This window comes from Halomonas sp. hl-4 (genome assembly GCF_900215475.1).
In the GTDB taxonomy this organism is placed as follows: Bacteria; Pseudomonadota; Gammaproteobacteria; order Pseudomonadales; family Halomonadaceae; genus Vreelandella.
Window position 1 is genome coordinate 688,531 of record NZ_LT907845.1, and the last position, 26,161, is coordinate 714,691.

At 53.1% G+C, this 26,161-nt stretch carries 23 protein-coding genes; 2 read left to right on the forward strand and 21 right to left on the reverse strand.

What is annotated here, in order from left to right; translation table 11 throughout:
- Positions 1-3: 3 nt before the first annotated feature.
- The 9 genes from CPH17_RS03435 to CPH17_RS03475 all read right to left on the reverse strand — a co-directional run bounded on the left by CPH17_RS03435 (position 4) and on the right by CPH17_RS03475 (position 10,653).
- On the reverse strand, positions 4-1,257 hold the full coding sequence (locus tag CPH17_RS03435; protein ID WP_074396306.1) for a 2-oxo acid dehydrogenase subunit E2: 1,254 nt from the start codon (positions 1,255-1,257) through the stop codon (positions 4-6).
- A gap of 38 nt (positions 1,258-1,295) precedes the next feature.
- Positions 1,296-2,273: an alpha-ketoacid dehydrogenase subunit beta gene (locus tag CPH17_RS03440; protein ID WP_074396305.1), complete on the reverse strand. Its 978-nt coding sequence runs from the start codon at positions 2,271-2,273 to the stop codon at positions 1,296-1,298.
- 1 nt (position 2,274) lies between these two features.
- A complete protein-coding gene (locus tag CPH17_RS03445; protein WP_074396304.1) occupies positions 2,275-3,477 on the reverse strand; it encodes a thiamine pyrophosphate-dependent dehydrogenase E1 component subunit alpha in 1,203 nt (400 codons plus the stop codon).
- 134 nt (positions 3,478-3,611) lie between these two features.
- The gene (locus CPH17_RS03450) at positions 3,612-4,334 is read right to left on the reverse strand and encodes an ABC transporter permease (protein ID WP_074398489.1); all 723 of its coding nucleotides are present in this window, start codon (positions 4,332-4,334) and stop codon (positions 3,612-3,614) included.
- 43 nt (positions 4,335-4,377) lie between these two features.
- The gene (locus tag CPH17_RS03455) at positions 4,378-5,343 is read right to left on the reverse strand and encodes an ABC transporter ATP-binding protein (protein WP_074396303.1); all 966 of its coding nucleotides are present in this window, start codon (positions 5,341-5,343) and stop codon (positions 4,378-4,380) included.
- Positions 5,340-6,560, reverse strand: a complete 1,221-nt coding sequence (locus CPH17_RS03460; RefSeq protein WP_074396302.1) for an ABC transporter permease — start codon at positions 6,558-6,560, stop codon at positions 5,340-5,342. Before CPH17_RS03460 ends, CPH17_RS03455 begins: the two co-directional genes overlap by 4 nt.
- Positions 6,561-7,475: a glycine betaine ABC transporter substrate-binding protein OsmF gene (gene osmF, locus CPH17_RS03465; RefSeq protein ID WP_074396301.1), complete on the reverse strand. Its 915-nt coding sequence runs from the start codon at positions 7,473-7,475 to the stop codon at positions 6,561-6,563. It lies immediately after the preceding gene.
- 80 nt (positions 7,476-7,555) lie between these two features.
- Positions 7,556-8,962: a cysteine--tRNA ligase gene (gene cysS, locus CPH17_RS03470; RefSeq protein ID WP_096298267.1), complete on the reverse strand. Its 1,407-nt coding sequence runs from the start codon at positions 8,960-8,962 to the stop codon at positions 7,556-7,558.
- A gap of 11 nt (positions 8,963-8,973) precedes the next feature.
- The gene (locus tag CPH17_RS03475) at positions 8,974-10,653 is read right to left on the reverse strand and encodes a glutamine--tRNA ligase/YqeY domain fusion protein (RefSeq protein WP_074396299.1); all 1,680 of its coding nucleotides are present in this window, start codon (positions 10,651-10,653) and stop codon (positions 8,974-8,976) included.
- 156 nt (positions 10,654-10,809) lie between these two features.
- Between CPH17_RS03475 and CPH17_RS03480 the strand changes: the two genes are divergently transcribed.
- Together CPH17_RS03480 and CPH17_RS03485 are read left to right on the forward strand one after the other, a co-directional pair.
- Positions 10,810-11,310 (forward strand): peptidylprolyl isomerase, encoded by a 501-nt coding sequence (locus CPH17_RS03480; RefSeq protein ID WP_074396298.1) that lies wholly within the window; start codon positions 10,810-10,812, stop codon positions 11,308-11,310.
- Positions 11,311-11,324: 14 nt separating this feature from the next.
- Positions 11,325-12,095, forward strand: a complete 771-nt coding sequence (locus CPH17_RS03485; RefSeq protein WP_096298269.1) for a UDP-2,3-diacylglucosamine diphosphatase — start codon at positions 11,325-11,327, stop codon at positions 12,093-12,095.
- 61 nt (positions 12,096-12,156) lie between these two features.
- Here the strand turns inward: CPH17_RS03485 and CPH17_RS03490 are convergent, their stop codons facing one another.
- The 12 genes from CPH17_RS03490 to rplT form a co-directional block, all read right to left on the reverse strand.
- Entirely contained in the window at positions 12,157-13,977 is a 1,821-nt protein-coding gene (locus CPH17_RS03490; RefSeq protein ID WP_074396296.1) for a SurA N-terminal domain-containing protein, read from the reverse strand.
- Between the two features lie 113 nt (positions 13,978-14,090).
- Positions 14,091-14,363: a nucleoid-associated protein HU-beta gene (gene hupB / locus CPH17_RS03495; protein WP_027335814.1), complete on the reverse strand. Its 273-nt coding sequence runs from the start codon at positions 14,361-14,363 to the stop codon at positions 14,091-14,093.
- A gap of 185 nt (positions 14,364-14,548) precedes the next feature.
- A complete protein-coding gene (lon, locus tag CPH17_RS03500) occupies positions 14,549-16,957 on the reverse strand; it encodes an endopeptidase La (RefSeq protein WP_074396295.1) in 2,409 nt (802 codons plus the stop codon).
- A gap of 176 nt (positions 16,958-17,133) precedes the next feature.
- Positions 17,134-18,414, reverse strand: a complete 1,281-nt coding sequence (gene clpX, locus CPH17_RS03505; protein ID WP_074396294.1) for an ATP-dependent Clp protease ATP-binding subunit ClpX — start codon at positions 18,412-18,414, stop codon at positions 17,134-17,136.
- A gap of 74 nt (positions 18,415-18,488) precedes the next feature.
- Positions 18,489-19,106: an ATP-dependent Clp endopeptidase proteolytic subunit ClpP gene (gene clpP, locus CPH17_RS03510; protein ID WP_074396293.1), complete on the reverse strand. Its 618-nt coding sequence runs from the start codon at positions 19,104-19,106 to the stop codon at positions 18,489-18,491.
- A gap of 67 nt (positions 19,107-19,173) precedes the next feature.
- Positions 19,174-20,526 carry a trigger factor gene (gene tig / locus CPH17_RS03515; protein WP_074396292.1) on the reverse strand — a complete coding sequence of 451 codons (1,353 nt, stop codon included), beginning with the start codon at positions 20,524-20,526 and terminating at the stop codon, positions 19,174-19,176.
- Positions 20,527-20,754: 228 nt separating this feature from the next.
- Positions 20,755-21,030 carry a hypothetical protein gene (locus CPH17_RS03520; protein ID WP_331712948.1) on the reverse strand — a complete coding sequence of 92 codons (276 nt, stop codon included), beginning with the start codon at positions 21,028-21,030 and terminating at the stop codon, positions 20,755-20,757.
- Between the two features lie 107 nt (positions 21,031-21,137).
- On the reverse strand, positions 21,138-21,605 hold the full coding sequence (locus CPH17_RS03525; RefSeq protein ID WP_074396290.1) for a flavodoxin domain-containing protein: 468 nt from the start codon (positions 21,603-21,605) through the stop codon (positions 21,138-21,140).
- A 202-nt stretch (positions 21,606-21,807) separates the two neighbouring features.
- The gene (locus CPH17_RS03530; RefSeq protein WP_074396289.1) at positions 21,808-22,110 is read right to left on the reverse strand and encodes an integration host factor subunit alpha; all 303 of its coding nucleotides are present in this window, start codon (positions 22,108-22,110) and stop codon (positions 21,808-21,810) included.
- Between the two features lie 61 nt (positions 22,111-22,171).
- The gene (pheT, locus tag CPH17_RS03535) at positions 22,172-24,553 is read right to left on the reverse strand and encodes a phenylalanine--tRNA ligase subunit beta (RefSeq protein ID WP_096298273.1); all 2,382 of its coding nucleotides are present in this window, start codon (positions 24,551-24,553) and stop codon (positions 22,172-22,174) included.
- Positions 24,554-24,579: 26 nt separating this feature from the next.
- Entirely contained in the window at positions 24,580-25,599 is a 1,020-nt protein-coding gene (pheS, locus tag CPH17_RS03540; RefSeq protein WP_074396287.1) for a phenylalanine--tRNA ligase subunit alpha, read from the reverse strand.
- 165 nt (positions 25,600-25,764) lie between these two features.
- Positions 25,765-26,118 carry a 50S ribosomal protein L20 gene (rplT, locus tag CPH17_RS03545; protein WP_018916261.1) on the reverse strand — a complete coding sequence of 118 codons (354 nt, stop codon included), beginning with the start codon at positions 26,116-26,118 and terminating at the stop codon, positions 25,765-25,767.
- Between the last annotated feature and the right edge of the window lie 43 nt (positions 26,119-26,161).

Below are 26,161 nucleotides of genomic sequence, written 5' to 3' on the forward strand. Positions count from 1 at the left end.
GCGTTAGCCTAGATGAAGAAGCATGGTCTCCGGGGCTTCCAGGAACGCTTTCCAGGCATTGCAGAAACGCGCGATAGTGCCGCCATCGATAAACCGGTGATCCCCCGCCCAGGTGATGGTCATGATCGCGCGCCGCTGCACGTCGCCCTGTTCATCAAAGCGCGGCAGCCACTGGGTTTTGCCAAGCGCTACAATGGCGGCTTCTGGAGCGTTAATAATTGGTGCCGCGTAGGTCCCTCCCAGCGCCCCAATGTTGGAAATGCTGATGGTGCCGCCCTTGAGGTCGGCCTGATCAACTCGCCCCTCCCTAGCCGCGTTGGTTAAGCGTCCTACCTCCCTGGCAATGTCCAATAGCGTCAAGCGTTCAACGCCTTTTACATTTGGCACTAACAAACCGGCTTTGCTATCCACTGCCATGCCGATATTGCACTGGGCATAGTAATGCAGTTCATCGCCTGCGGGGTTGAGTTGTGCATTGATAATCGGCTGCTCTGCTACGGCCAGGGCCATCGCTTTCATGAAAAACGGCATCAGCGTTAAGCGCTCACCGTGAGCCTCTGCTAGAGGCTTCAAACGCTCTCTCATGGCGAGAAGTGCCGTCACGTCTATCTCATCGCCATAGTGAAAGTGCGGAATAGTACTGGCCGCTTCTACCATACGCTTGGCCATCACCGCTCGCATGCCGCGCAGTGGCTCGACTCTGGCCGCTTCACCACTCCCTCGTGAAGCGGTGTACCCAGCGGGCGACACTGATGCCTCAGCCGGTTGGTCTAGGTGCGCCAATACGTCTTCCTTGAGTACCCGACCCTCTTTACCGCTGCCTGAAATCTCCGCCAGACTGAGGTGATGTTCCCGCACCAGCCTTCTGACCGCCGGGCTGGCAGGCACTTTTCCATGCCCTTTTACAGGTGTTGACAATCCAGACGCTGGCACCTCGGCTGGTTTTCCGGTGCTTGACGCTTGAGAGGCTTGGGGCGCGACTTGTTCATCCTTCGACGCGTTGGTCTCGATGGTCACTTCACCTTCCGCCTGGTAGGCATAAAGCGGCGCGTGAACTTTGGCAATTTGCCCCTGCTCGACATACAGTTTGCTGACCACACCCGCCTCAGGTGCGGTAATTTCCACCAGCGCCTTATCGGTCATCACCTCGACGATGGGCTGATCTTCTTCAATGCGATCGCCTTCCGCGACGCGCCATTCGACCACTTCACATTCAACAATGCCTTCGCCGATATCCGGCAGCATAAAATCGCTCATTGTGTTTCTCCCCATGCGTTCTTCGGCCTTTTAAGCCGCTAAAAGTTGACGCTTTCGCGAATCGCTTCAAAGATTTTGAGATGATCGGGCAGATACTCTTTTTCCAGCACCAGCGGGAAAGGCGTATCCAGCCCGGTCACCCGTGCAATGGGCGATTCCAGGTAGAGAAAACAACGTTCCTGTATCGTCGCGGCGATTTCACCGGCAAAGCCACCGGTCAGTGGCGCTTCATGGCTCACCACCAGGCGGCCGGTTTTGAGCACTGATTCAGCCACCGTATCGGCATCCCAGGGCAACAGCGAACGCAGGTCGATAACCTCACAGTTAATGCCCTGCTCTTCTGCCAGCTCCACCGCCTTGCCGATCACTTCCATTTGCGCACCCCAGCCCACCAAGGTAATGTCAGTGCCTTCCTTGATGATTTCGGCTTCGCCAATGGGCAGTTGATAATCGTCTTCCGGCACCTCGCCTACCGCTGCGCGATAAAGCCGTTTAGGTTCTAAAAAAAGCACCGGATCTGGGTCACGAATCGCCGCTAGCAAAAGTCCTTTGGCTTGATAGGGATTGCGCGGCACGACGACTTTTAAACCCGGCGTATGGGTAAAATAAGCCTCGGGCGATTGCGAGTGATAAAGCCCGCCGGAAATACCACCACCGTACGGCGTCCGAATGGTCAAACCGCCAACGTTAAACAGATCTCCTGAGCGGTAGCGGTACTTGGCAGTTTCGTTAACGATCTGGTCGAAGGCGGGAAAAATATAGTCGGCGAACTGAATTTCAGCGACCGGCACTGAGCCTTGAGCAGCCAAGCCGTTGGCAAAGCCAATGATGCCCTGCTCAACCAGTGGCGTATTGAAACAGCGAGCTTTGCCGTATTTTTCCTGTAGATGGCTGGTGGCGCGAAAAACACCGCCAAAGATACCCACGTCTTCGCCAAAGCAGATGACTTTTTCGTCTTCCGCCATAGCGATGTCGAGGGCATTATTGATCGCCTGCAGCATGTTCATTGTGGGCATGTTACGCCTCCCCCTGTGAGTCGGTATCCGTGCTTACGCCAAGGTCCAACGACTTGGCACCGCGGGGATAGGCATCCGGGTAACGGCGAATATGCTGCTTGAGCTGATCAAATTGACGCTGCAACGCCGGTGTTACGTCGGCATAGACATCGCTAATCAATGAATCGAGAGGCGGGGGCGAACGCTTTTCAGCGCGCTTCATAGTATCCAACACTTCGCGGCGCAGACTTTCCTGCTCGCGGGTTTCCTCTTCCTCGCTCCACCAGCCTTTGGCCAAAAGCCATTTCTGCATTCGTAACAGCGGATCTTTTATTCGCCAGGCTTCTTCTTCATTTTTCGAGCGATAGCCTGACGGATCATCGGAGGAAGAATGCGCGGCCAGTCGGTATGTCATGGCCTCAATGAGTACCGGCTGATTGCGTTCAACGGCAAGCTTGCGTGCCTGTCGGGTGGCTTCATAGACCGCCAGCACATCGTTGCCGTCCACCCGAATGACGTGCATGTGGTAGCCAAACGCCCGGGGAGCGATGCCATCGGCGGCGAACTGCTCGACCGCTGGGGTCGAAATGGCGTAGCCGTTGTTGCGGCAGAAAAAAATCACCGGCACCTGATGCACCGAGGCCATATTGAGCGCCGCGTGAAAGTCACCCTCCGATGCAGCGCCTTCGCCAAAAAAGGTCAGTGTACAGTGCCCATTTTCGGCCATTTTTTGACCGTAGGCGTATCCGGTCGCTTGGGGAATCTGGGTGGCGAGCGGTGACGAAATCGTCATGTAGTGAAGCTTGCGCGAGCCGTAGTGAATTGGCATCTGGCGGCCCTTGCCGTAATCCAGTTCATTGCCAAATAGCTGATTCATAAACTCGTCGATGGAGAAACCGCGGTACATCAATGCACCCTGCTCACGGTACTGGGCCATGATCATATCGGCATCGTCAAGTGCGGCGGTAGCACCCACCACGGCGGCTTCTTCGCCCGTGCATTGCATGTAGAAAGACAGTCGCCCCTGGCGCTGGGCCGCGAGCATGCGTTCATCAAGAATACGCGTGGCAAGCATAGCGTAGTACATACGCCTCGCATGAGCTTGTTCTAGCTGAGGAGCGTCAGCCTCGCTATAAAGTTCGCCCTCAGGGCTTAGCAAACTAAAGGTGGGAATCGAGAATTCATCGCCTGTTAGAAAAACAGGCTGGTGCGATTGCTGTGTCATCATTATTGTCCTTGTCGTACCCCTTTTGAGGGCAGTGTTGTCGGTGATGACCATTTATGCCAGTGGATTTATCTGCCATTGGTCAACGCAACACCTGCGACAATAACGCAGCTGAGACACATTAGGGATTCGACTTAAGAGGTATAGAGGCGCAAGCGCAGCCGTTCTTGGATTCGTTCAAACAGACTATCAACGGTCAACGCCAGCAACGCAATCGTCAGAGCACCCTGAACGATATACGCCATATTGCCATTCACAATACCGGCAATAATGGGGTCACCCAAATTGCGTGCGCCTACCGTGGCCCCGATCGCGGCCGTTGAAATATTGATGGTGATGGAAGTACGAATACCCGCCAAAATGACTGGCGCCGCTAGCGGTAACTCTACTTGGCGTAGGACTTGCCAGGGTGTCATGCCCATGGCAATTGCAGCACTTTTAATCTCTTTATCAACGCCTTGCAGCCCCCCTAGCGTGTTGCGCACAATCGGCAGCGTGCCATAAAGTACCAGGGCAACGATGATCGGAAGCGTGCCAAACCCTAAAGCAGGCACTGCGAGCGCCAGCACCGCCACCGGTGGAAAAGTTTGACCCAGCGAGGCGACCTGAGCAACTAAAGGCAAAAAGTTTCGCCCCCACGTGCGCGTTACCATAATCGCCGCCAGCACCCCACACACAGTGGTAAGCAAAGCGGCAACGCTGACCACGAGGAGATGCTGTACCAATAGTGAGGCAAGACTCGCCCGCCGGTAAACAACCTCATTAGCGCTCGGCTCAATAGCACGCAGAAGCGCATCGGCGTAGGGAAACCCCCAAACGCTTACCATCAAGAGTGTGAACCAGATAGCCGGCCACATTGCTTGGTTAACGCCAAGCGATGTATGCGAACGTTTCAACGTGCTATGACTCACGCACTTTTCCTTGCTCAGGTTGAGCTTCTTTTACTATTTTGCGCAACGTGAGTTCACCAACGGGTATGTCGTGTTGATCCACGACTGTGAGGCGATCGGTATGATCGCGCAGCATCATGGAAAGCCCCTGACGCAGGGAAAACGCAGCGGGAATTCGCGACTGTGCGGGTAACGTTGGCCCCATCGGCGACATATGATCCTGGACGCGGGTTAGTGCTGCTTGCTTTAGACCGCGCTCAAGACCACCCAGCAACGATTCGACAAAAGGATCTTTTGGGTGCTGCAGCAATGACAGCGGTGATCCCTGCTGGACGATACGACCCTCGCGCATCACCACTAAATGGTCGGCCAGCCTTAGCGCTTCATCCATATCGTGAGTAACAAACACCACTGTTTTATGCATTCGCGCCTGTAGCTTGGCAAGCTCGTCCTGCAGCTTCTCTCGAGTAATGGGATCCAAAGCACCAAACGGCTCATCCATCAATAAAATATCCGGATCAGCGGCCAACGCACGTGCAACGCCAACACGCTGCGCCTGGCCTCCTGAAAGTTGATGAGGGTATTTATGAGCGAATTCGTCTATCGGCAAGCCTAGAAGGCTCATTAACTCTGCAACCTTTGCCTGAACATCGGCCGTTGACCAATTAAGCAAGCGAGGTACCAAGCCAATATTGCGTGCCACCGTCCAATGCGGAAATAGCCCGGTATGCTGAATAACATAGCCAATACGCCGCCGCAGCTTAACTGGATCGTAGGCTGTAATCGGTTGACCGTCTAATATGATCTCACCATCGCCATGCTCAATAAGACGATTAATCATCCGCAACGTCGTTGACTTGCCGCACCCGGAGGTACCCACGAGCGCACAAAATTTTCCTTTTGCAATGCGCAGTGAAATGTTATCCACTGCCGCAACGTCACCAAAATGTTTGGAAACGTGGGCGAGCTCGATCATTCGTTTTCTCCAGGCCGTATGGTGTCTTTCGGCCGAAGAGCATCAGCTAAAGCCCCCAGCCCGGCATCGGCCATCAGCGCAAGTATTAGAATCGGCAGTGCACCCAATAGCACCATATCCATGGCCGCCTGTCCCAAACCTTGGAAAATAAAAGCCCCCAACCCTCCCGCGCCGATCAACGCAGCAACAGCCGTTAGACCAATCGCTTGAACCGCGGTAATCCGTATACCTTCCAGCAGCACCGGTAAGGCAAGCGGTAAGCGGACTTGCCAGAAACGTTGGCTATTGCGCATACCCATCCCCCTTGCGGCTTCGAGGGTCTCCGGGCTTACCTGCTCAAGGGCAACATAGGTATTACGCACCATGGGTAATAAGCTATAAGCGACGAGCGCCAGCAATGCCGGTGCCCAGCCAATACCGCTAACGCCGAGCTGTGACAGCAATGGCCATTGAGCCGCTAGCCACGCCAAAGGGCCTAGCATTAACCCGAACAGTGCAATGCTGGGTATCGTTTGCAAGAAGTTAAGTAGCCCAAAGGCGATCTTTTGAAATTTAGCGTAGCGCCGCATCAGCATGGCTAACGTCAGTCCTAAACCAATACTGATAGCAACGGAAACGCTCACCAATGTTATATGTTGGCGCAATGCTCGCCAAAACTCATCGTCTCGGGCGCGAAACTCCTGCCCCAACGCCAAAGCCTCGAGTCCCAGCATAGCGCACAGCCACCATATGAGTACTACGCCTAGCAATAACATGACGGTCCATCGCCGGGGTAGCATCAAGCGCAAACGCAGTTCAATCCAACATAGCAGCAATAGTGATAGCGTTACCCAATAGGCCATCCCAAGATTAAGTCGTGCCTGAGGGGTATCGCTGCTTATCAGCCGATTACTGGCAACCATTAAGCCAAATGGCATTAAAAAAAGCAGTAAGGAAACGCCGACTAAAGCAATACGATAACCCTGCTGGTTTGGCTGGAAGGCTAGCGCCAGTAAAGTGATAATGACACTACTGACTAACAGTGCCCCCAACCAGCCGACTGCCTCAATCAAGCCAGCGCCTTCCCCACTCACGATACGATTAGGCGCTATGCTAACTAGATCAAACACCCAAATAGCCAACAGCATCACGCTGAATAGCAACACCAAAACACTATTTGGCTGCCACTGCCGCCAAGACACCTGAGGGGGACTTGGCAATGCATCCAATAACGACATTCAGTCGTCGTCCAAGCTATCGAGGTAATCGCTTGCGACCTTATCCGGTGACATGCCATTCACTGCTACATCGGCATTGAGCTTCTGTAGCGTTTCGAGGTCCAGGGTGCTAAATACATCTTCAAGCAACGAATCGATGTCAGGATACGCTTCTAACACACTTTCGCGCACCACCGGGGCAGGCTGGTATACCGGTTGTACGCCCTTTGAATCTTCAAGCACCACAAGCCCTAGGGCACTTAAACCACCATCAGTACCATAAGTCATCGCTGCATTGACACCGTTGGTTTGCTCGGCTGCTGCTCGCATAGTGGCCGCCGTGTTACCGCCAGAAAGCACGAGAAGCTGGTCTTCGCTGAGCTCAAACCCGTATGCTTCCTGAAATGCGGGCAGTGCCTGCTCAGACTCGACAAACTCCGCACTTGCCGCAAATTTAAATTCGCCGCCCTCCTCAAGGTAGGTAGCCAAGTCGTCGAGCGTTGATAGGTCGTTCTCCTCTGCTACGTCGCTACGCACGCTCATAGCCCAGGTATTATTAGCACTCGCCGGGGTTAACCAGATCAAGCCCTGTTCTGCGTCGCGTTCGCGGACAGTCTCATAGGCTTGCTCGGCATCTTTCCACACGTAACTGTCGGCCATATCGAAGAAAAAGGCCCCATTACCCGTATATTCGGGGTAAAGGTCTATTTCTCCTGCTTCTAAAGCGCTACGTACGACACTGGTACCGCCAAGTTGCAAACGGTCTTCGGTAGGAATGTCCTGCCGCTCCAGTGTTTGGATGATCAGCTCACCGAGCACTGACCCTTCCGTGTCAATTTTCGACGAGACCACTACCTCATCGTCAGCATTAACCAAAGATAACGGTATAAATGAAAAACAACCGATAGCGATAGTTGATTTGGTGACAAAGCGCATTGTTATCATCCTTTTAGCATGAACTCTTTAGGAGTATATGCCCGTCGTGCGTTGAAGTCAGATTCCTCTCGCCGGGCAATCTAGTGAGAAGTATCAACCACCCAGGTCGTCCCTTCCCGTGAATCTTTAAGAATAACGCCCTGTGCCGCCAGTTCATCGCGAATCGCATCGGCTTGAGCAAAATCTTTATTGGCCTTTGCCGCCTGACGCTGAGCAATTTTGTCATTAATTGCGGATTCACTGATTGCCAGATTTTGTTGCTGTGAGCCCTTCAAGAATGCGTCAGGCGATTGCTGGAGAAGCCCTAACACGCTGGCTAACTCCCTTAACTCAGCCGCCAAACTTGACGCTTTTTCAGGTGTCTCTTGCTTAGCTCGGTTAATATCACGCGCCAAGTCGAACATTACCGCTAACGCGTCAGGGGTATTGAAATCGTCGTCCATCGCCGCCGTAAAACGTTCACGGTAGGCAGCAACACCCTGGTTATTAGCCATACTTGGGCAGTCAATCTCCACTCCCCCAAGCGCTGTATAAAGCCGCGTTAATGATTTCCGGGCCTCTAAAAGCGAATCCTGCGAGTAGTTGATTGCGCTGCGGTAGTGGCTGGCAACCAATAAATAGCGCACCACTTCAGGGTCATGTTCTGTCAGTACTTCACGAATCGTGAAGAAATTGCCCAACGATTTCGACATCTTTTCCTGATCAACCCTTACCGCACCTGCGTGCATCCAGGTGTTTACGTAGGGCTTGCCCGTAGCCGCTTCAGATTGAGCTATTTCATTTTCATGGTGGGGAAACGTCAAGTCCGGTCCCCCGCCATGAATATCGAAGGTATCACCCAGGCAGCAGGTCGACATCGCCGAGCATTCAATATGCCAGCCAGGTCGGCCATTTCCCCAAGGGGAATGCCAATGAGCTTCACCAGGCTTGGCGGCCTTCCATAACACAAAGTCGAGAGGGTCTTCCTTGTGCACGTCAACGTCGACACGGGCACCGGAGCGCATGTCATCCAGCTGGCGGTTATTCAGTTTGCCGTAGTCGGCAAAACGCCGAACGCGATAATACACGTCGCCGTTATCCGCCGGGTAGGCATAGCCTTTTTCAACCAGAGTCTCGATCATGGCAATGATATTGTCGACGTGCCCAGTCGCTCGTGGCTCATGGCTAGGCGGCAACACATACAGACGAGCTTCATCCTCGTGCATCGCCTCAATCATGCGCTCAGTAAGCGCCGAGATACTCTCGTTATTTTCATCAGCACGCTTGAGGATTTTATCGTCTATATCGGTAATGTTGCGCACATAATTAACGTCATAACCACGCTCACGTAAATAGCGGGTAATGACATCGAACGCGACCATAACGCGGGCATGGCCAAGGTGGCAGTAGTCATACACCGTCATGCCGCAGACATACATACTTACCTTGCCCTTTACCAGCGGGGTGAAAGGCTCCTTGCGACGTGTCAGCGTATTGTAAATATGCATATGCCGGTTCCTTAACCTTTCTGTTTGATTTTCGCCCAGCTATCTTTTAAACCCACGGTACGGTTAAACACCAACTGGCCTGGTACCGAGACGTGACGATCTGCGCAGAAATAACCGATCCGCTCAAATTGGAAGCGTGCCTCAGGCCCCGCATCAGCCAGACTGGGCTCACCAATAGCGTTGCAAACAGTTAGCGACTCAGGGTTTAAATGATCCAAAAAGTCGACATCTTTATCGCGGTCGGGCTGCTCGACCATGAACAAGTTGTCGTACAGGCGCACTTCTAGCGGAATACCGTGCTCGGCACTTACCCAGTGAATGACCCCTTTCACTTTGCGACCTTCCGGGTTTTTCCCCAGGGTGTCAAAATCGACCGAGCAATGCAGTTCCGTGACGTCACCTGCTTCGTTCTTGATCACCTCATCGCAACGGATGACGTAGCTGTTACGCAGACGAACTTCTTTACCGGGCGCAAGACGGAAGAATTTTTTCGGTGCGTCTTCCATGAAGTCATCCTGATCGATGTACAGCTCGCGGGTCAGGGGCACCTTGCGCACCGGCATATCCTCACGCGCGGGGTGGCCAGCCACCTCGTAGATTTCTTCATGGTCTTCCGGCACGTTGGTGAGCACCACTTTGAGCGGCTTGAGCACACACATCGCCCGCGGCGCATTGTCCTCCAGGTCCGAACGAATCGCGTGGGTCAACATGGCTATGTCAACCAGGCCGCCGTCGGCGCGGGTCACCCCGATCATGTCGCAGAACTTGCGGATTGACGCGGGCGTGTAGCCCCGCCGGCGCATCCCCGAGATCGTCGGCATGCGGGGGTCGTCCCAGCCGTCCACGATCTGTTCGTCGACCAGCATTTTCAACTTGCGCTTGGAGGTCAGCGTATAGTTGAGGTTTAACCGGGCAAACTCGATCTGGCGGGGTTTGGCCGGCACCGGCAGGTTATCCAGGAACCACTCGTATAGCGGGCGGTGGTCTTCAAACTCGAGGGTACAAATAGAGTGGGTCACGCCTTCCAGGGCGTCAGACTGGCCATGGGTGAAATCGTAGGACGGATAGATTTTCCATTTATCACCGGTCTGATGATGGCTGGCGTGGCGGATACGGTAGAGAATCGGGTCGCGTAGATTGATGTTTGGCGAGGCCATGTCGATCTTGGCCCGCAAGACTTTCTCGCCCTCGCCAAACTCGCCTTTGCGCATGCGCTCCAGAAGGTCCAGGTTTTCGTCGACGCTGCGTTCGCGATAGGGACTCGGCTGGCCCGGCTCGGTCAGCGTTCCGCGATATTCACGGATCTCATCGGGTGTCAGATCATCGACGTAGGCCTTACCCTCACGGATCAAATGCTGCGCCCAGGCGTAGAGCTGATCAAAGTAGTCCGAGGCAAACCGTACGGGACCCGCCCATTCAAACCCCAGCCAACTGACGTCATCCTTGATCGCGTCAATATAGGCCTGCTCTTCTTTGGCCGGGTTGGTGTCGTCAAAGCGCAAATGACACTCACCACCCATCTGCTCCGCCAACCCAAAGTTGAGACAGATCGACTTGGCATGGCCGATATGCAGGAAACCATTGGGCTCCGGGGGAAAGCGCGTCACGATTTTTGTGACCTGGCCGCCCTCAATTTCGTCGCGTACTTGGTTGCGAATGAAGTTCGGCGCTGGGGTGGTCTCGTTGGTCATGGTGGTGTTGATAACCTCATGGTGGATGGCGTGCCTGGCATCGTCTGCTCTACGCTAACGGTATAGCGCTTCGCGGTGCCAAGCAAAACCGTTATTATAACGTGACGCCGATGCACAGCGCCAAGGCGAACGCCTTTATTGAACAGGAATTTATCTATGATCGTATTACAGACTAACCATGGTGACATCACGATTGCGCTTAATCACGAAAAAGCGCCTGCCACCGCCGCCAATTTTGAGCAATACGTTCGCGATGGCTTTTACGACGGCACTCTTTTTCACCGCGTCATTGATGGCTTCATGGTGCAAGGTGGCGGGTTTGATCAGGATTTCAATCAAAAGCCCACTCGCGATCCGATCGAAAACGAGGCGGATAACGGGCTTAAAAATACCCAAGGCACCCTGGCAATGGCCCGTACCCAGGATCCGCACTCGGCCACCGCACAGTTTTTTATTAACGTTGGCGATAACAGCTTTTTAAACCATAGCGGGAAAAATCTGCAGGGCTGGGGTTACGCCGTTTTTGGTGAAGTCGTCGACGGAATGTCTGTTGTTGACGCCATCAAGAGCCTCAGCACTACCCGCCGTGGCATGCATGCCGATGTTCCCGCAGAGGACGTGATTATCGAGCGCGCCTATATCAAAGAAGCGGAATAACCCCTGGGAGCTCTATGCGTACTCTGCTGATAGCTGATATGCACCTGAGTGATGATACCCCTGAGATTAATCAGGGGTTCTATGATTACTTGGAGCACACTGCTAAAGGGGCTGATGCCCTGTACATTTTGGGTGACCTGTTTGACGCCTGGATTGGCGATGACCTTATCGATACCCCCCACCCGCTGGGGGCTATCGCTCGTGAGGTCATTCAGCGGTTACATAAGCTTAGCAGCGACGGAACCGCTATTTATTTTATACACGGAAACCGCGACTTCCTGATCGGCGAGCGCTTTATTACCGCATGTCAGGCGACTCTATTGCCTGATATAGAAGAAGTCGAGCTCCAAGGTCTGCCCGCCGTCATTCTGCATGGTGACAGCCTTTGCACCCAAGATGACGACTATATGGCATTTCGCCGACAATCCCGGGACCCTGAATGGCAAGCTCAAATACTTGCCTTGCCATTGGAACAGCGGGTGGCGTTAGCCAGCAGCCTGCGGATGCAGTCAGGCGATGCCAATGCTGGCAAGGCGGACGCCATTATGGATGTTACCCACAGTGAAGTCGTTGCACTAATGGAAAGTCATGGGGTTGCAACCATGATTCATGGGCACACCCATCGTCCCAAAGTGCATGACTTGACCGTAGAAGACGTGCCCGCTAAACGCTTCGTACTTGGCGATTGGGATGACCAACACGGTTGGGATATCGTCATTGAAAAAACCAATCATACCGAGCCACGGTTACGTCAATTTCCCTTAAAAAACCCGCCATCGCCCTAATTGAAGGCATAAAAAAGCCGATCATGACGATCGGCTTTTTAATTGGCGGCAAAGACTACGGTTAACGTTCTATGTCCGCATCACGGCGTAGGTCATCGATTAGCCCCTGGATAATCGACTGCGACCGTAATTGCTCCGACATCTGGGCAGCAAAGCGCTCACGCTCTTCATCGACATCACCGCTGGTCACCTCGTCAAGGGCGACAAGCGCAACACCGCTGGGCATTACCACCGTTTGATAAGTGCTCTCACCCTCATCAGGATGCGGCATACGGAAAGCGGCCTGAACAATCAACTGCGATGCGGTCACGTCATCCTGGCGGCGCACGTCGGCTGCTTCCAGCCATTCCATATCGATGGATTCGCCGTCTTTAAGCCGACCGATCATGTCGTCAGCTTGATCCTTTAGCCGCTCTTGCTGCTGTTGGGCACGCACGGCGGTTTCGACTTCATCGCGGACGTCATCCAGCGGTAGTTGGGTTTGCTCCCGATGCTCAGCAACACGAACAACCAATCGACGATCTTCGTCGAGTTCGATCACTTCGCTGTTATAGCCTTCTTCCAGCACATCGCCACTGAAAGCTTGCTCCATAACGCCTGGCTCAAAAAGAACGCTGTCACCCTCGTCGTCACGGGCAAGCCAGTCACTTTCCTCAAGAGACAACGATAGATCTTCCGCTACGCTTTGTAGATCGTCGGCAGCAAAGCTTTCATCAATCAACCGCTGTACTTTCTCGTTAAACTCATCATTCACGTCGCCCATCGCCACGTCTTCACGGAGTGAGTCGCGCTGGTCTTCAAACGCCGGCCGATCAATATCGGTGACTTGAATGATGTGAAAGGCGCCATCCATCTCCACAACCGAGGATGTCTCGCCTTCATCGATAGAAAATGCGGCTTCATCAAACGCATCGCCAAAAAAGCCGCGACTAATCGTCCCTAGATCGCCGCCTTCTTCTGCGCTGGCCGTATCATCTGAGTAACGTACCGCCGTATCGGCAAAAGAATCGCCATCTTCGAGGGCCTGAAGGGCCTCATCAGCTTTCTGTTGGGCTTCTTCTCGTTCCCGCTCATCGCCGAACGTAACCATAATATGGGAGACGCGACGGTCAGCATCTTTATTTTGCTCGCGCCAAGCCTCGCGTAGCGCGTCCTCGTCAACTTCGGTGTCGCTGGCCATGTCGCGACGATCAACTAATACGTACTCGAGGCGCACCTGCTCAGGCCGTTCAAAACGGTCGGCGTTGGCTTCGTAATACGTTTCAAGCGCCTCTTCACTGATCTCATTATCATCGTCAACATCATCAGTATCCAATATCACGTAACGAAAGCTACGCTGCTGACGCTGAAGCTCTGCTAAGCGCTGGCGTTCGCCCTCCAGCGAAAAATCGCTGAACGCTAGGCCCTGCTGAAGCTGTTGACGTTTTACGTCCACTTCAAGTTCTTCACGAAATGAAAGGGGAGTATACCCAGCGCCGGATAAACGATTACGAAACACTTCCGGGGAGAAGCGTCCGTCGTCATCCTGAAATTCGGGGATACCGACTATAAGTTGGTCGACCTGGTCTTCCGATACGTAGAGGCCCCCTTCTTCAGCGTATTGGGTAACCAGCTCTTGGGTAACTAATTCATCCATCACATCATTACGCAGTCCACGTTCTTGCTCGGGGGGGACCTCCCCTGAACGCATTGCACGCTGAACTTCCATTTCAACTTGTTGGCGCATGATGGGCTCGCCATTCACACTAGCTTCTTGATCTGGGTCATCACCAAACAGGCCAAACAATGACTCCACACCAAAGAGCGCCATGGCGGCCACCATGACACCAATAATAATCTTGGCTCCCCAGCTTCTGGATCCATTTCGAATACTTTGCAGCATGTTGGCCTCAGGTAGTCACAGCTAAACGGGTCGCCCGTAACGAGTGGGCTAAAAAATAACATGGGCGCATCGCGGTTGCGATACGCCCATAGATAACAACAAACGCGTACAAATTAGTTAACGGCGTCTTTCAATGCTTTACCGGCTTTGAAGCTAGGTACTTTTGCCGCACTGATCTGGATCGGCTGACCTGTTTGTGGGTTACGACCAGTACGCGCAGCACGTTCTTTAATCGCGAAGGTACCAAAGCCCACCAGTGAAACACTGTCGCCTTTTTTGAGGCTATCGGTGACAGACTCCACCATGGCATCCAATGCGCGGGTTGCCGCTGCTTTTGGAATATCGGCAGACGCGGCAATGGCTTCAATCAGCTCAGACTTATTCACACTTCACCCCTTGACTGTTTCAAAAATGGCTCTAATGGCATGGTCACCGATGTAATCGACGATCAAAGCATAGCAGCGTTTTATAGCAATGCCCTGAAACGACTGTCAAGCGACCTTACCTAGATATGCCCGCCCCAATGGCATTGGGCAATGATACAAAAAATGCTAGCGGTTGTCCGACGTTACTAATGTGTATTAGCGACGGCAGTATTACCAAACGCTTTATCCGTTTTAGGTAGCGGCGCCCCCTCAAGGGGTTCATCCGCCAACGCAACGGCCAGTACATCATCAATCCAACGCACCGGACGAATATCCAATGCGTCCTTGATGTTATCCGGTACCTCTTTGAGATCACGGCGATTTTCTTCCGGAATCAAGACTATCTTTATACCACCACGGCGAGCTGCCAGCAATTTCTCCTTTAGCCCACCAATCGGTAATACTTCTCCACGCAGATTCACTTCACCTGTCATCGCCACTTGGCACTTCACAGGACGCTGGGTGTAGGCTGAAACTATCGCTGTGACCATTGCGATCCCGGCACTGGGCCCATCTTTGGGCGTAGCCCCCTCAGGTACGTGGATATGCAGGTCTTCTTTCTCGAAGCGCTCAGCATCAATACCATACGACTGCGCACGCGCACGCACCACCGTTTGCGCAGCGCTGACGGACTCTTTCATGACATCGCCCAGAGAGCCTGTTTTGTTGATCCGACCTTTACCTGGCGTTACGACCGATTCAATATTGAGTAATTCACCGCCTACCGATGTCCACGCCAGCCCGGTCACGCGGCCGACTTGATCATCTTCTTCGGCAAGCCCATAACTATAGCGGCGCACACCCGCGTAATGCTCAATATGGGTGGCCAACAGCAGGTTCGGTGGCATCTCGTCGGCATTTGAGGCCGGCTCTAAATGCTCCCGCAGTACTTTACGACAGACCTTGGCAATTTGGCGCTCTAATTCACGCACCCCCGCCTCGCGAGTGTAGTAACGAATGAGCTCAAGCAATGCCGCATCCTCGATCGCTAACTCATCTTTTTTCAAGCCGTTAGCCTTCAACTGCTTAGGCAACAGGTAACGTTTGGCGATCGCCAGTTTTTCGTCTTCGGTGTAACCAGGCAGGCGAATAATTTCCATACGGTCCAATAAAGGACCTGGAATATTCATTGAATTCGCTGTGCAGATAAATAGCGTTTCTGACAGATCATAATCAAGCTCTAGGTAGTGGTCGCTAAAGCTGTTGTTCTGCTCAGGATCCAACACCTCTAACAGCGCCGACGCAGGGTCACCTCGGTGATCCATACCCAACTTGTCCACTTCATCAAGCAGAAACAGCGGATTTTTAACACCTGCCCGACTCATTCGCTGCATTAACTTACCTGGCAACGAACCAATATAGGTACGACGGTGGCCACGAATCTCAGATTCATCACGCACCCCACCGAGGGCAAGACGCACGTATTTACGGTTTGTCGCCCTGGCAATCGATTGACCCAATGACGTTTTACCTACCCCAGGCGGGCCAACCAAACACAGCACGGGGCCTTTCATCTTGCGCACCCGTTTTTGTACCGCCAAGTACTCCAAAATGCGTGCTTTGACTTCTTCTAGTCCGAAGTGATCTTCATCAAGCACCTGCTGGGCTTTGTGCAAATCGTGCTTAACGCGGGTGCGTTTTTTCCACGGCACCGCGATTAGCCAGTCCAGATATGACCGGACTACGCTTGCTTCAGCAGAGTTGGCCGCCATCATCTTAAGCTTGTTCAGCTCTTGGGTGGCTTTATCAGCCGCGTCTTTCGGCATGCCCGATGAAGCAATCGCCTGCTCATATTTTTCAGTTTCATTAGGTACATTATCGAGCTCACCCATCTCTTTTTGGATGGCTTTCATTTGCTCGTTCAAATAATACTCGCGCTGGGTCTTTTCCATCTGCTCTTTGACCCGCGAGCGAATCCGCTTCTCAACCTGCAATAGGTCAATCTCGGACTCGATAAGTGCCATCAAGTGTTCAATGCGATCACGCACGCGATCCATCTCTAAAAGCTCTTGTTTATCGCCAATTTTGAGCGACAAATGAGCACAGATGGTATCCACCAGACGGCTAGGATCCTCAATGCCTGACAACGAGTTAAGCACTTCGTTGGGGACTTTTTTGGATAGCTTTACATACTGCTCAAACTGATTAAGCAGCACGCGAACCAGTGCCTCTTGCTCTCGGGACGTCAGTGGTTCGCTTTCGCGGGCGGCAAGGTGGGCTTGAGTGTAACCATCGGCATGCTCCTCAATGCGAAGCACATCCGCACGATAGTTGCCTTCGATCAGCACTTTTACTGTTCCATCGGGCAGCTTTAATAGCTGCATGATGTCGGCAACCGTCCCCATTGCATAAAGGTCGGCGTTGTCAGGCTCGTCTTGAGATGCCTCACGCTGGGCTACAAGCAGGACGCGTTTATCCGCCTCCATCGCCGCTTCAAGGGCTTGGATCGACTTTTCACGTCCCACAAAAAGGGGGATCACCATCTGCGGATAAACCACCACATCGCGCAATGGTAATAGGGGTAGACATTGTGTCTGTTCGGCACTCTGCTGCATCGCAGACGTTCCTCGATAAATCAGATGAGTTCTGGGAAGAGAACTGACTACGTTTAAAGCACGGCCTAAGCACCATGTAGCACTGCGCTACGAATGACAAGGGGCCGCCTAGGCGACCCCTTGACTGGCGCTAACCGTGAAAGCGATAGAAAGCTATGCAATCTTGGGCGATGGCCTTAACCATCGGTGCCGTCGACGCGCGCCTCTTCTTGCTGGGAATAAATCAACAGCGGTTCACTTTCTCCGGCAATCACCGAGGCTTCTATCACCACTTTGCTGACACCATCCAAAGAAGGGATTTCATACATGGTATCAAGCAATACGGATTCCAGGATCGACCTTAAACCACGAGCACCGGTCTTACGCGCCATCGCTTTTTCAGCAACGGCGCGAAGCGCATCATCACGAAACTCAAGCGTTACGTTCTCCATTTCAAACAGCTTGGCGTACTGTTTGATCAACGAGTTCTTGGGCTCGGTCAGTATTTCTATCAGCGCTTCTTCAGTAAGTTCGGTGAGCGTGGCGATAACCGGCAGACGACCGACGAACTCTGGAATAAGACCAAATTTGACCAAGTCATCCGGCTCGACATCGGCCAGCATTTCGCCGACACCACGGGAGGATTCCTTGCTCTTCACCGTCGCATTGAAACCGATACCACCCTTTTCAACACGGTCACGTATGACTTTATCAAGTCCTGCAAATGCCCCACCGACAATAAACAGCATGTTGGCGGTATTGACTTGCACAAACTCCTGCTGCGGGTGCTTACGGCCACCCTGGGGCGGAACAGATGCTGTCGTGCCTTCAATCAGCTTCAAGAGCGCTTGCTGAACGCCCTCACCCGATACGTCACGCGTAATTGATGGGTTGTCAGACTTGCGAGAAATTTTGTCGATTTCGTCAATGTAGACGATACCGCGCTCTGCTTTCTCGACGTCATAATCACACTTTTGCAGCAGCTTCTGGATGATGTTTTCAACATCTTCACCCACATAGCCCGCTTCCGTTAGCGTGGTGGCATCGGCGATCGTAAATGGCACATTCAACAAACGTGCCATGGTTTCGGCCAATAGCGTTTTACCACTGCCGGTCGGACCAATCAGCAGAATGTTGGATTTACCTAGTTCAACATCACCATCGCGAACCTCAGATTTCAGTCGCTTGTAATGATTATACACCGCGACGGAAAGCACCATCTTGGCGCGGTCTTGCCCGATAACGTAGTCGTCAAGCGTATGACGTATTTCGCGAGGCGTAGGTAAACGCTCTTCATCGCTCTCGGCATCGGCTTCGAGAACTTCCTCGCGAATGATGTCATTACACAGATCGACACACTCATCGCAGATATAGACGGATGGACCCGCAATCAGCTTTCTTACTTCGTTTTGGTTCTTTCCACAAAACGAGCAGTAAAGCAGCTTGCCACCTTCGTCTTTGCCTTTGCCGTCGGCCATTCGCGTACCTCTTTCACTGCGGCGGTGAACACCGCCTTGTAAGCTCGTTGGAAATGCAGTATCCCATCACGCTATCAGGATGTAGGCCGCTTATCCAGCACTGCATCAATCAAGCCGTACTCTTGGGCTTTGCTGGCACTCATAAAGTTGTCGCGGTCAGTGTCGCGAGCAACGTCGTCAAGATCCTGGCCGGTGTGATGAGCAAGAATTTGATTCAGCTTTTCACGGATGCCCAATATCTCACGGGTATGAATTTCGATATCTGATGCTTGTCCTTGATACCCACCCAGCGGCTGATGAATCATCACGCGTGAATTAGGCAAGCAATAACGTTTGCCCGCGGCACCTGCCGTTAACAGTAGAGCACCCATACTAGCCGCTTGGCCAATACACACCGTCGAGACATCAGGTTTTACAAACTGCATGGTGTCATAAATCGACATGCCCGCCGTCACCGAGCCACCGGGGGAGTTAATATACAGATGAATATCTTTGTCAGGATTTTCTGACTCAAGAAATAGCAACTGAGCAACCACCAAGTTAGCCATATAGTCTTCAACGGGGCCAACCAAAAAGATGACGCGTTCTTTCAACAGCCGCGAATAAATATCGTAGGCTCTTTCCCCTTTGGCGCTTTGCTCCACCACCATGGGTACTAAACCGCCGGCGTTTTGAATATCAAACTCACTCATTTCGGTGATTCCTTGCGTCCGATAAGGGCATGGTGCACCCGCCAGCGGGTGCACCTACGTCAGGATATTAAGCGCTGGTTGTTTCGTCTTCCTCAGCACCCTCACCTGCCTCAGCCTGTTGCTGAGCCGCTGCTAGCACTTGCTGGTAGGACATATCAACGTCGGTTACGGCTGTCTGCTCAAGCAGCTTATCAACCGCCTTTTCTTCGAGAATGGCAGATTTTACCTGGGTTTTCATCTGATCGTTGCCCATGTAGTAATCAACCACCTCAGAGGGGTCCTGATACTGTTCTGCAAGCTCTTCTACTTTTGCTTTGATCTCTTCGTCCGAAGCATCCAGCTCATTCGCTTTGATAACTTCAGCTAACAACAGACCTACCTGTACTCGACTTTTGGCCTGCTCTTCGAAAAGTTCATTGGGCAATTGGCTAACGTCGAAATCTTCACCGAGGCCAAACTGCTGGGCAGCCTGACGCTTCATACCGTCAGTCTCTTGCTGAACCAACGTACTCGGCACAGCAATTTCATTGGCTTTTTTCAGTGCATCCAAAACTTGCTGCTTCACGCGATTATCGACCGCTTGAGCCGCTTCACGGGTCATATTCTTTTTGATTTCAGCACGGAATTTGGCTTCATCGCCGCCTTCAACGCCGAAACGCTCGATAAACTCAGCATCAACCTCAGGCAAAGCCTGGCGACTTACTTTGTGCACTTTCACTTTGAAGGTAGCTTCTTTACCCGCCAAATGTTCGGCTTGATAATCATCGGGAAAGGTCACATTGATGGTCTTATCATCGCCTGCTTTCGCGCCGATCAGTTGCTCTTCAAAACCAGGGATAAAGCTGTTCGAGCCAATTACTAGCTCGTGACCTTCTGCACTACCGCCTTCGAAAGGTTCATCACCCAAGTACCCCTGAAAATCGATAGTGATTTGATCACCGTCTTCAGCGGCAGCTTCTACCTCTTCCCAAGCCGCATTCTGCTTGCGAAGCGTGGCGATCATTTCGTCAACGTCGGCCTCAGTCACTTCAACCACTGGACGCTCAACTTCGGTACCTTCGATCGATGCAAGCTCGACCTCGGGATAAACCTCCATGGTCGCGACGAACTCGAAGTCTTTGCCGGCTTCGTTGACGGTTGGCTCAATTTGCGGGTAGCCCGCAGGGTTAAAACCTTCATCGGTAATCGCACGCACGTAGCGCTCACGCATCACTTCGCCAACCACTTCGTTACGCACGCTTTCACCGTAACGTTGACGAACCACGGCCATCGGCACTCGCCCCTGGCGAAAACCATTCAAGCGAACGTTCTTCGCCGTTTCTTTTAAGCGAGTATTGACAGCCTCATCGATTTCGCCTGCAGGCACTTGAATCGTGATGCGGCGCTCAATCTGGGAGGTCGTCTCGACGGAAACTTGCATGAATTGTCCTCTAACGGCTGGGCGTTGTGTTGATTGCTGTAAAATAAGTCCAATGGGCAATTTTAAGAACCCTAGCGCATGGTGGCAAGCGCCATGCTCGCAAGATGGGGGCATCAATGCGAAATACAAGGGGATCACCCTGGTTAAAAGGGGTAATCGTCACCGACCTGGGACCGAAAAAGGTTTATCTCAGCCAGCCATCGATACTTGCTAATTTACAAGCCCTTATCACGATTTAGCGCTCTCATTTTCTGTCGTCCACCATAGACTTACGATGTGTGTAACAAGTCCGAAAGTACTCGCATGCGAAATAAATACTTGCCAGCTTATCCAATCGGTGAATAACGCATGCCAAATACCCATCACCATCAGGCCTAAGATCATCATGAAAGCCAGGCGCTTAAGCATAGCGGGAAGCCGCCGCCGGCCGGCACTGGGCAACAGACGCCACTGGAAAACGGTGGCGACTAGTACAGCCACGAGCGCCATAAAAATCAGCGTCATGCGTGTTTCGTTTCCACCCGCCAGGTAGCGAGGCAATGTCGCGAGCATTACGACACACAGACCGAGCGCGCTACTCACTCGTTGAGCCGAAGTTGGTAACCGCTGCACTAGCCACCCACCGCTAGCTGTTGGGACTCAAGCCACGCTTCCACCCAAGGCAAAGCCGCATCGTCAGCCATAAACGTTTCCATGGCATCGATTTCCAGCCGATCACCCAAACGTACCGCACCATGGTCAGTCAGCAGCTCATCCAAACGACGACCCGCTCCGCAAAAAGTGTCTCCGTAAGAGCTATCGCCAAGCGCTATAAGTCCATAGGTTAGCGACGACAGTGATGGGCTCTTAGCCTGAAGGTCGCGGACAAAAGGTACAAAGTTCCCCGGAAAATCACCGCTCCCGGTCGTTGAAACGCAAAATAACGCAAGGTCCGGCGTTGAGTCGGTGATGTCAGTCAAAACGGGCTGCTCTAGGACATCAACCGTATACCCCGCCTGTTCAAATAGTGGCTTAACCTGCTCCGCCACATCTAACGCTCCGCCGTACATGGTGCCTACGAGTATACTTAGCCGAGGCATTACGACTCCTCAAACAAGATGATGTACTGCCGGCAGCAAGCCGATCAATACTTGATGAATTTACTCAAATATTAACATGGCCCAGTGAATTGACACACCCTCAAAGGCTTCTACTATGGATGAAAAGCAAAGCCCCCGATAACACCTAATAATGTCAACGGGGGCCGTAAGCAGGGCTACTCATGCACTAGCAGGAAGCTTTCTATGAAGCTGGACCTCGGTAGTATTCCACCTGCTGCTTAAGTTTTTGCCCGGGACGAAAGGTAACAACACGGCGCGCTGAAATCGGAATTTCCTCGCCTGTCTTGGGATTACGTCCTGGACGCTCACGCTTATCGCGTAAGTCAAAATTACCAAACCCTGACAACTTCACTTGCTCGTTCTCTCTCAGGCAGGCACGAATTTCCTCGAAGAAAGCTTCGACCATGGCCTTCGCTTCCCGCTTAGAAAATGATAGCTCGGTGTGTAAATGCTCCGCTAGCTCTGCTTTGGTCAACGCACCCATAGGACTCCTCCATGTAGCACAACGCCTCCAAGCTTACGAAACAGCTCGCAACTTGGCACTGTTAGCCGCGTAGCTCGGCACCTAACTCAGCTTGCACCTGCGCTACTATCGACTCTACCAACTGATTGATTTCTTCATCATTAAGCGTGCGCGATGGGTGCTGCCAGGTCAAGCCTAGCGCGATACTCTTGCGTCCTTCGGCAACGCCTTTACCAGCATAGACATCAAATAGCGTTATGTCTTTCAGGTATTCACCCGCTTTTACACGAGCACTATCCAGCAACGCCTGTACAGGGCGGTCATCGGGCATGGTAAAGGCTAGGTCGCGGCGCACTTCAGGAAAGCGCGATAATGGCTCAAAAGCGGGCACCTGCCCTTGGCTTAAGTAATCCAGCCGCACCTCGAACACAATGGCGTCAACTTTCAGCCCAAGCGTCGCCCGCACCTGGGGATGCAAAGTGCCAATCCAACCCGCTGACTTGCCTTCAAACAGCACTTGCGCGCTTTGCCCTGGGTGCAATGCAGGATGCTCAGCTGGCTCAAACCGCCATGCTTCGCGATTCCCGCCTAGCGCTAACAAGCTCTCCAAGTCGCCTTTAAGGTCGTAAAAATCAACGCGGGCTTTAGCGCCGCTCCAGCCTTCCGGGTCCCGCGAGCCACACACTAACGCGCCCATCATAGGTATCTGCGATAACGCATCCAGCTCGCCATTGAACACTAGGCCTGTTTCAAAAAGGCGCACTCGGTTTTGCTGGCGATTGAGGTTGTGCTCCAACGCACGAACCAACCCTGGTAGTAAACTGGCGCGCATCACCGACAAGTCTGCTGAAATAGGATTGGCCAGCACCGGCGACACCGCTTCGGGCAACATTGCGGACTGCAGTTCAGGAGCAACAAAGCTATAGGTGATTGCTTCTTGGAAGCCTTGAGCCACCATCTGACGACGCAACTGACTTAGCGGCAGCATTGCCTCATCAGCTGCACGTAGTGAGAGTCGCGCGGCGGGACGGCGCACTGGCAAATTGTTGTAACCATGAACCCGAGCAACTTCTTCGATAAGGTCTTCTTCAATAGCCACATCAAATCGCCAGCTGGGCACATCGACCAGCCAGTTGCCCCCACTTTCGGCCACCGCAAAGCCCAGCCGCTGCAAAATATCGGTCACATCATTGTTGGCCAATCGCTTTGAGAGGGCTTTTTCAAGCCGAGCTTCACGCAGTGTAATCCGCCCGGAAACCGGCATAGAGGCATCACTTATCGCCTCCACCACCGGCCCTGCTTCACCACCGCAAATTTCCAGGAGTAGCCGTGTGGCGCGCTCTACCGCGAACGGCGTGAGCTGCGGGTCTACACCGCGTTCGAAGCGATGCGATGCATCGGTATGTAGCCCGTATGAGCGGGCCTGGCCGGCAATCGCTAGCGGGCTAAAAAAAGCAGCCTCCAGGAAGATCGTCCGCGTTGCTTTACTAACGCCTGACATCTCTCCGCCCATAATACCCGCCATCGCAAGAGGGCCTGACGCATCGGCAATCACAAGCGTTTCGGGACGCAAGGCGATTTCCTGGCCATCAAGCAGTGTCAACGACTCCCCGGGGCGAGCCATCCTCACGACGATGCCGCCGCTAAGGTTGTCCCGGTCAAAGGCATGCATTGGCTGCCCAAGCTCCAACATCACGTAGTTGGTAACATCAACCACCGGGTCAATCGAGCGCACACCACTGCGCCGCAATCGCTCAACCATCCAAAGAGGTGTCTCAGCAGTGACGTCAACGTTGTTGATCACACGACCAAGATAACGTGGGCACTGTTGCGTTGCTTCAATGTCGACTGCAAACGTATCGTCAATCGTGGCAGGTACAGCCGTTATTTCTGGCCCTGTCACCGCCATACGATTGAGGACGCCAACTTCTCGCGCCATCCCTTTGATGCTTAGACAGTCGCCACGGTTAGGCGTGAGATCTACCTCAATGGTCATATCGTTGAGGCGCATAAACTCACGAAAATCCATGCCGACGGGCGCTTCGCTGGGTAACTCTAGGATACCGTCGGACGCCTCTTCCTCTAGACCAAGCTCAGAGGCAGAACAAATCATACCGCGGGATTCGACTCCTCTGAGCTTGGCTTTCTTAATTTTGAAATCGTGCGGCAATACACCACCTACCTGGGCAAAAGGCACCTTCTGCCCCACTCCCACATTGGGCGCCCCACACACCACTTGAACCGGCAAACCACTTCCATCATCCACCGTACACACGTTGAGCTTATCAGCATCGGGGTGCTGCTCTTTCGTCAACACCTTGGCCACGACCACTGCGCTAAACGAGGCCGCTACTGGCTCAATGGCGTCGACCTCCAGGCCTGCCATAGTGATCTGGTCGGCTACTGCTTGAGCACCAAGTTCTGGGGAAACCCATTCACGCAGCCACTGCTCTGAAAATTTCATACTCATTCCTATGGTTGGCCGTGGACTTAAGCGAATTGGCGCAAGAAACGCAAATCGTTTTCAAAGAACAAACGAAGGTCATTCACGCCATAACGGAGCATCGCCAAGCGTTCAGCCCCCATGCCAAATGCAAACCCTGTAAAGCGCTCTGCATCAATACCAGAATGCCGAAAGACTTCAGGATGCACCATGCCGCAGCCCATCACTTCCAACCAACCACTATGCGAGCAAACACGGCACCCAGAGCCGCTGCACATGACACACTGGATATCGACTTCCGCCGAGGGCTCTGTAAAAGGGAAATAAGAGGGCCGAAAGCGCACTGATAGATCGTCGCGCTCAAAAAACGCCTGCAAGAAATCTTCGATCGTGCCTTTCAAATCCGCAAAGCTGATGTCCTCGTCCACCAGTAGTCCTTCGACTTGGTGGAACATGGGTGTATGGGTCAAGTCTGAATCACTGCGGTAGACACGCCCTGGGCAGACAATACGGATAGGCGGCTCGGTACTTTTCATGGTTCGCACTTGCACAGGGGAGGTGTGCGTACGCAATAGCCGAGTCGCATCGAAATAGAAGGTATCCGCCATACCGCGAGCGGGGTGGTGCGCGGGAATATTTAGCGCCTCGAAATTATGGTAATCATCTTCAATTTCAGGCCCTACGGCAACGTCGTAGCCGATTCGGGTGAATAGCCCTTCAATCCGCTCTAATGTGCGGGTCACCGGGTGCAAACCGCCTGCAGACTGGGCGCGACCAGGCAATGTGACATCAATGCATTCAGCCGCTAAACGTTCGCCTAGCGCTTCATGCTCAAGCTGTTGACGTTTAGCGTCAATCTCTCCGGCCAGCGTCTGCTTGGCACGATTAATACGCTCACCCGCAGCTGGACGCTCTTCGGCGGAAAGTTTGCCTAGCCCCTTAAGCAAAGTCGTCATTTCGCCCTTTTTGCCCAAGTAGCGAACGCGCACTTCATCCAATGCAGCGACATTTTGCGCAGCCTGAATGGCGTCGCGCGCCTGAGAAACCAGCGCCGGAAGGTGGTCCATCCTGTTTACTCCGAATTAAGCGATTTCCACCCGTTAAGGATGGCGAGTCACATTATGATTGAAGGGCGTGACATAAAAACAGGGGAAGAGCGGCTGCTCTTCCCCTGTATGGGTCACACTAAAATGACCGTGGCTTCCTCTGGCGCGCTTAGCGCCGGGTGAAGCTTATTGGGCAGCCTTGGCTTTTTCCACGATCGCAGCAAATGCCGCTTTCTCGTGAACTGCCAGATCCGCCAGCACCTTGCGGTCGATTTCGATACCGGCTTTCTTAAGACCGCCAACAAAGCGGCTATAAGACATACCGTTAATACGTGCGGCCGCATTAATACGCTGGATCCACAGCGCACGGAACTGACGCTTACGATTACGACGGTCGCGATAGGCATACTGACCGGCTTTGATAACCGCCTGCTTAGCTACACGGAATACGCGCGAACGGGCACCGTAATAACCTTTGGCCTGCTTCAATACTTTTTTATGGCGACGACGGGCAACTACGCCACGCTTAACACGAGTCATAACACACTCCTGACTTTATGGCTGAGGCAAACGCACTCAGAAT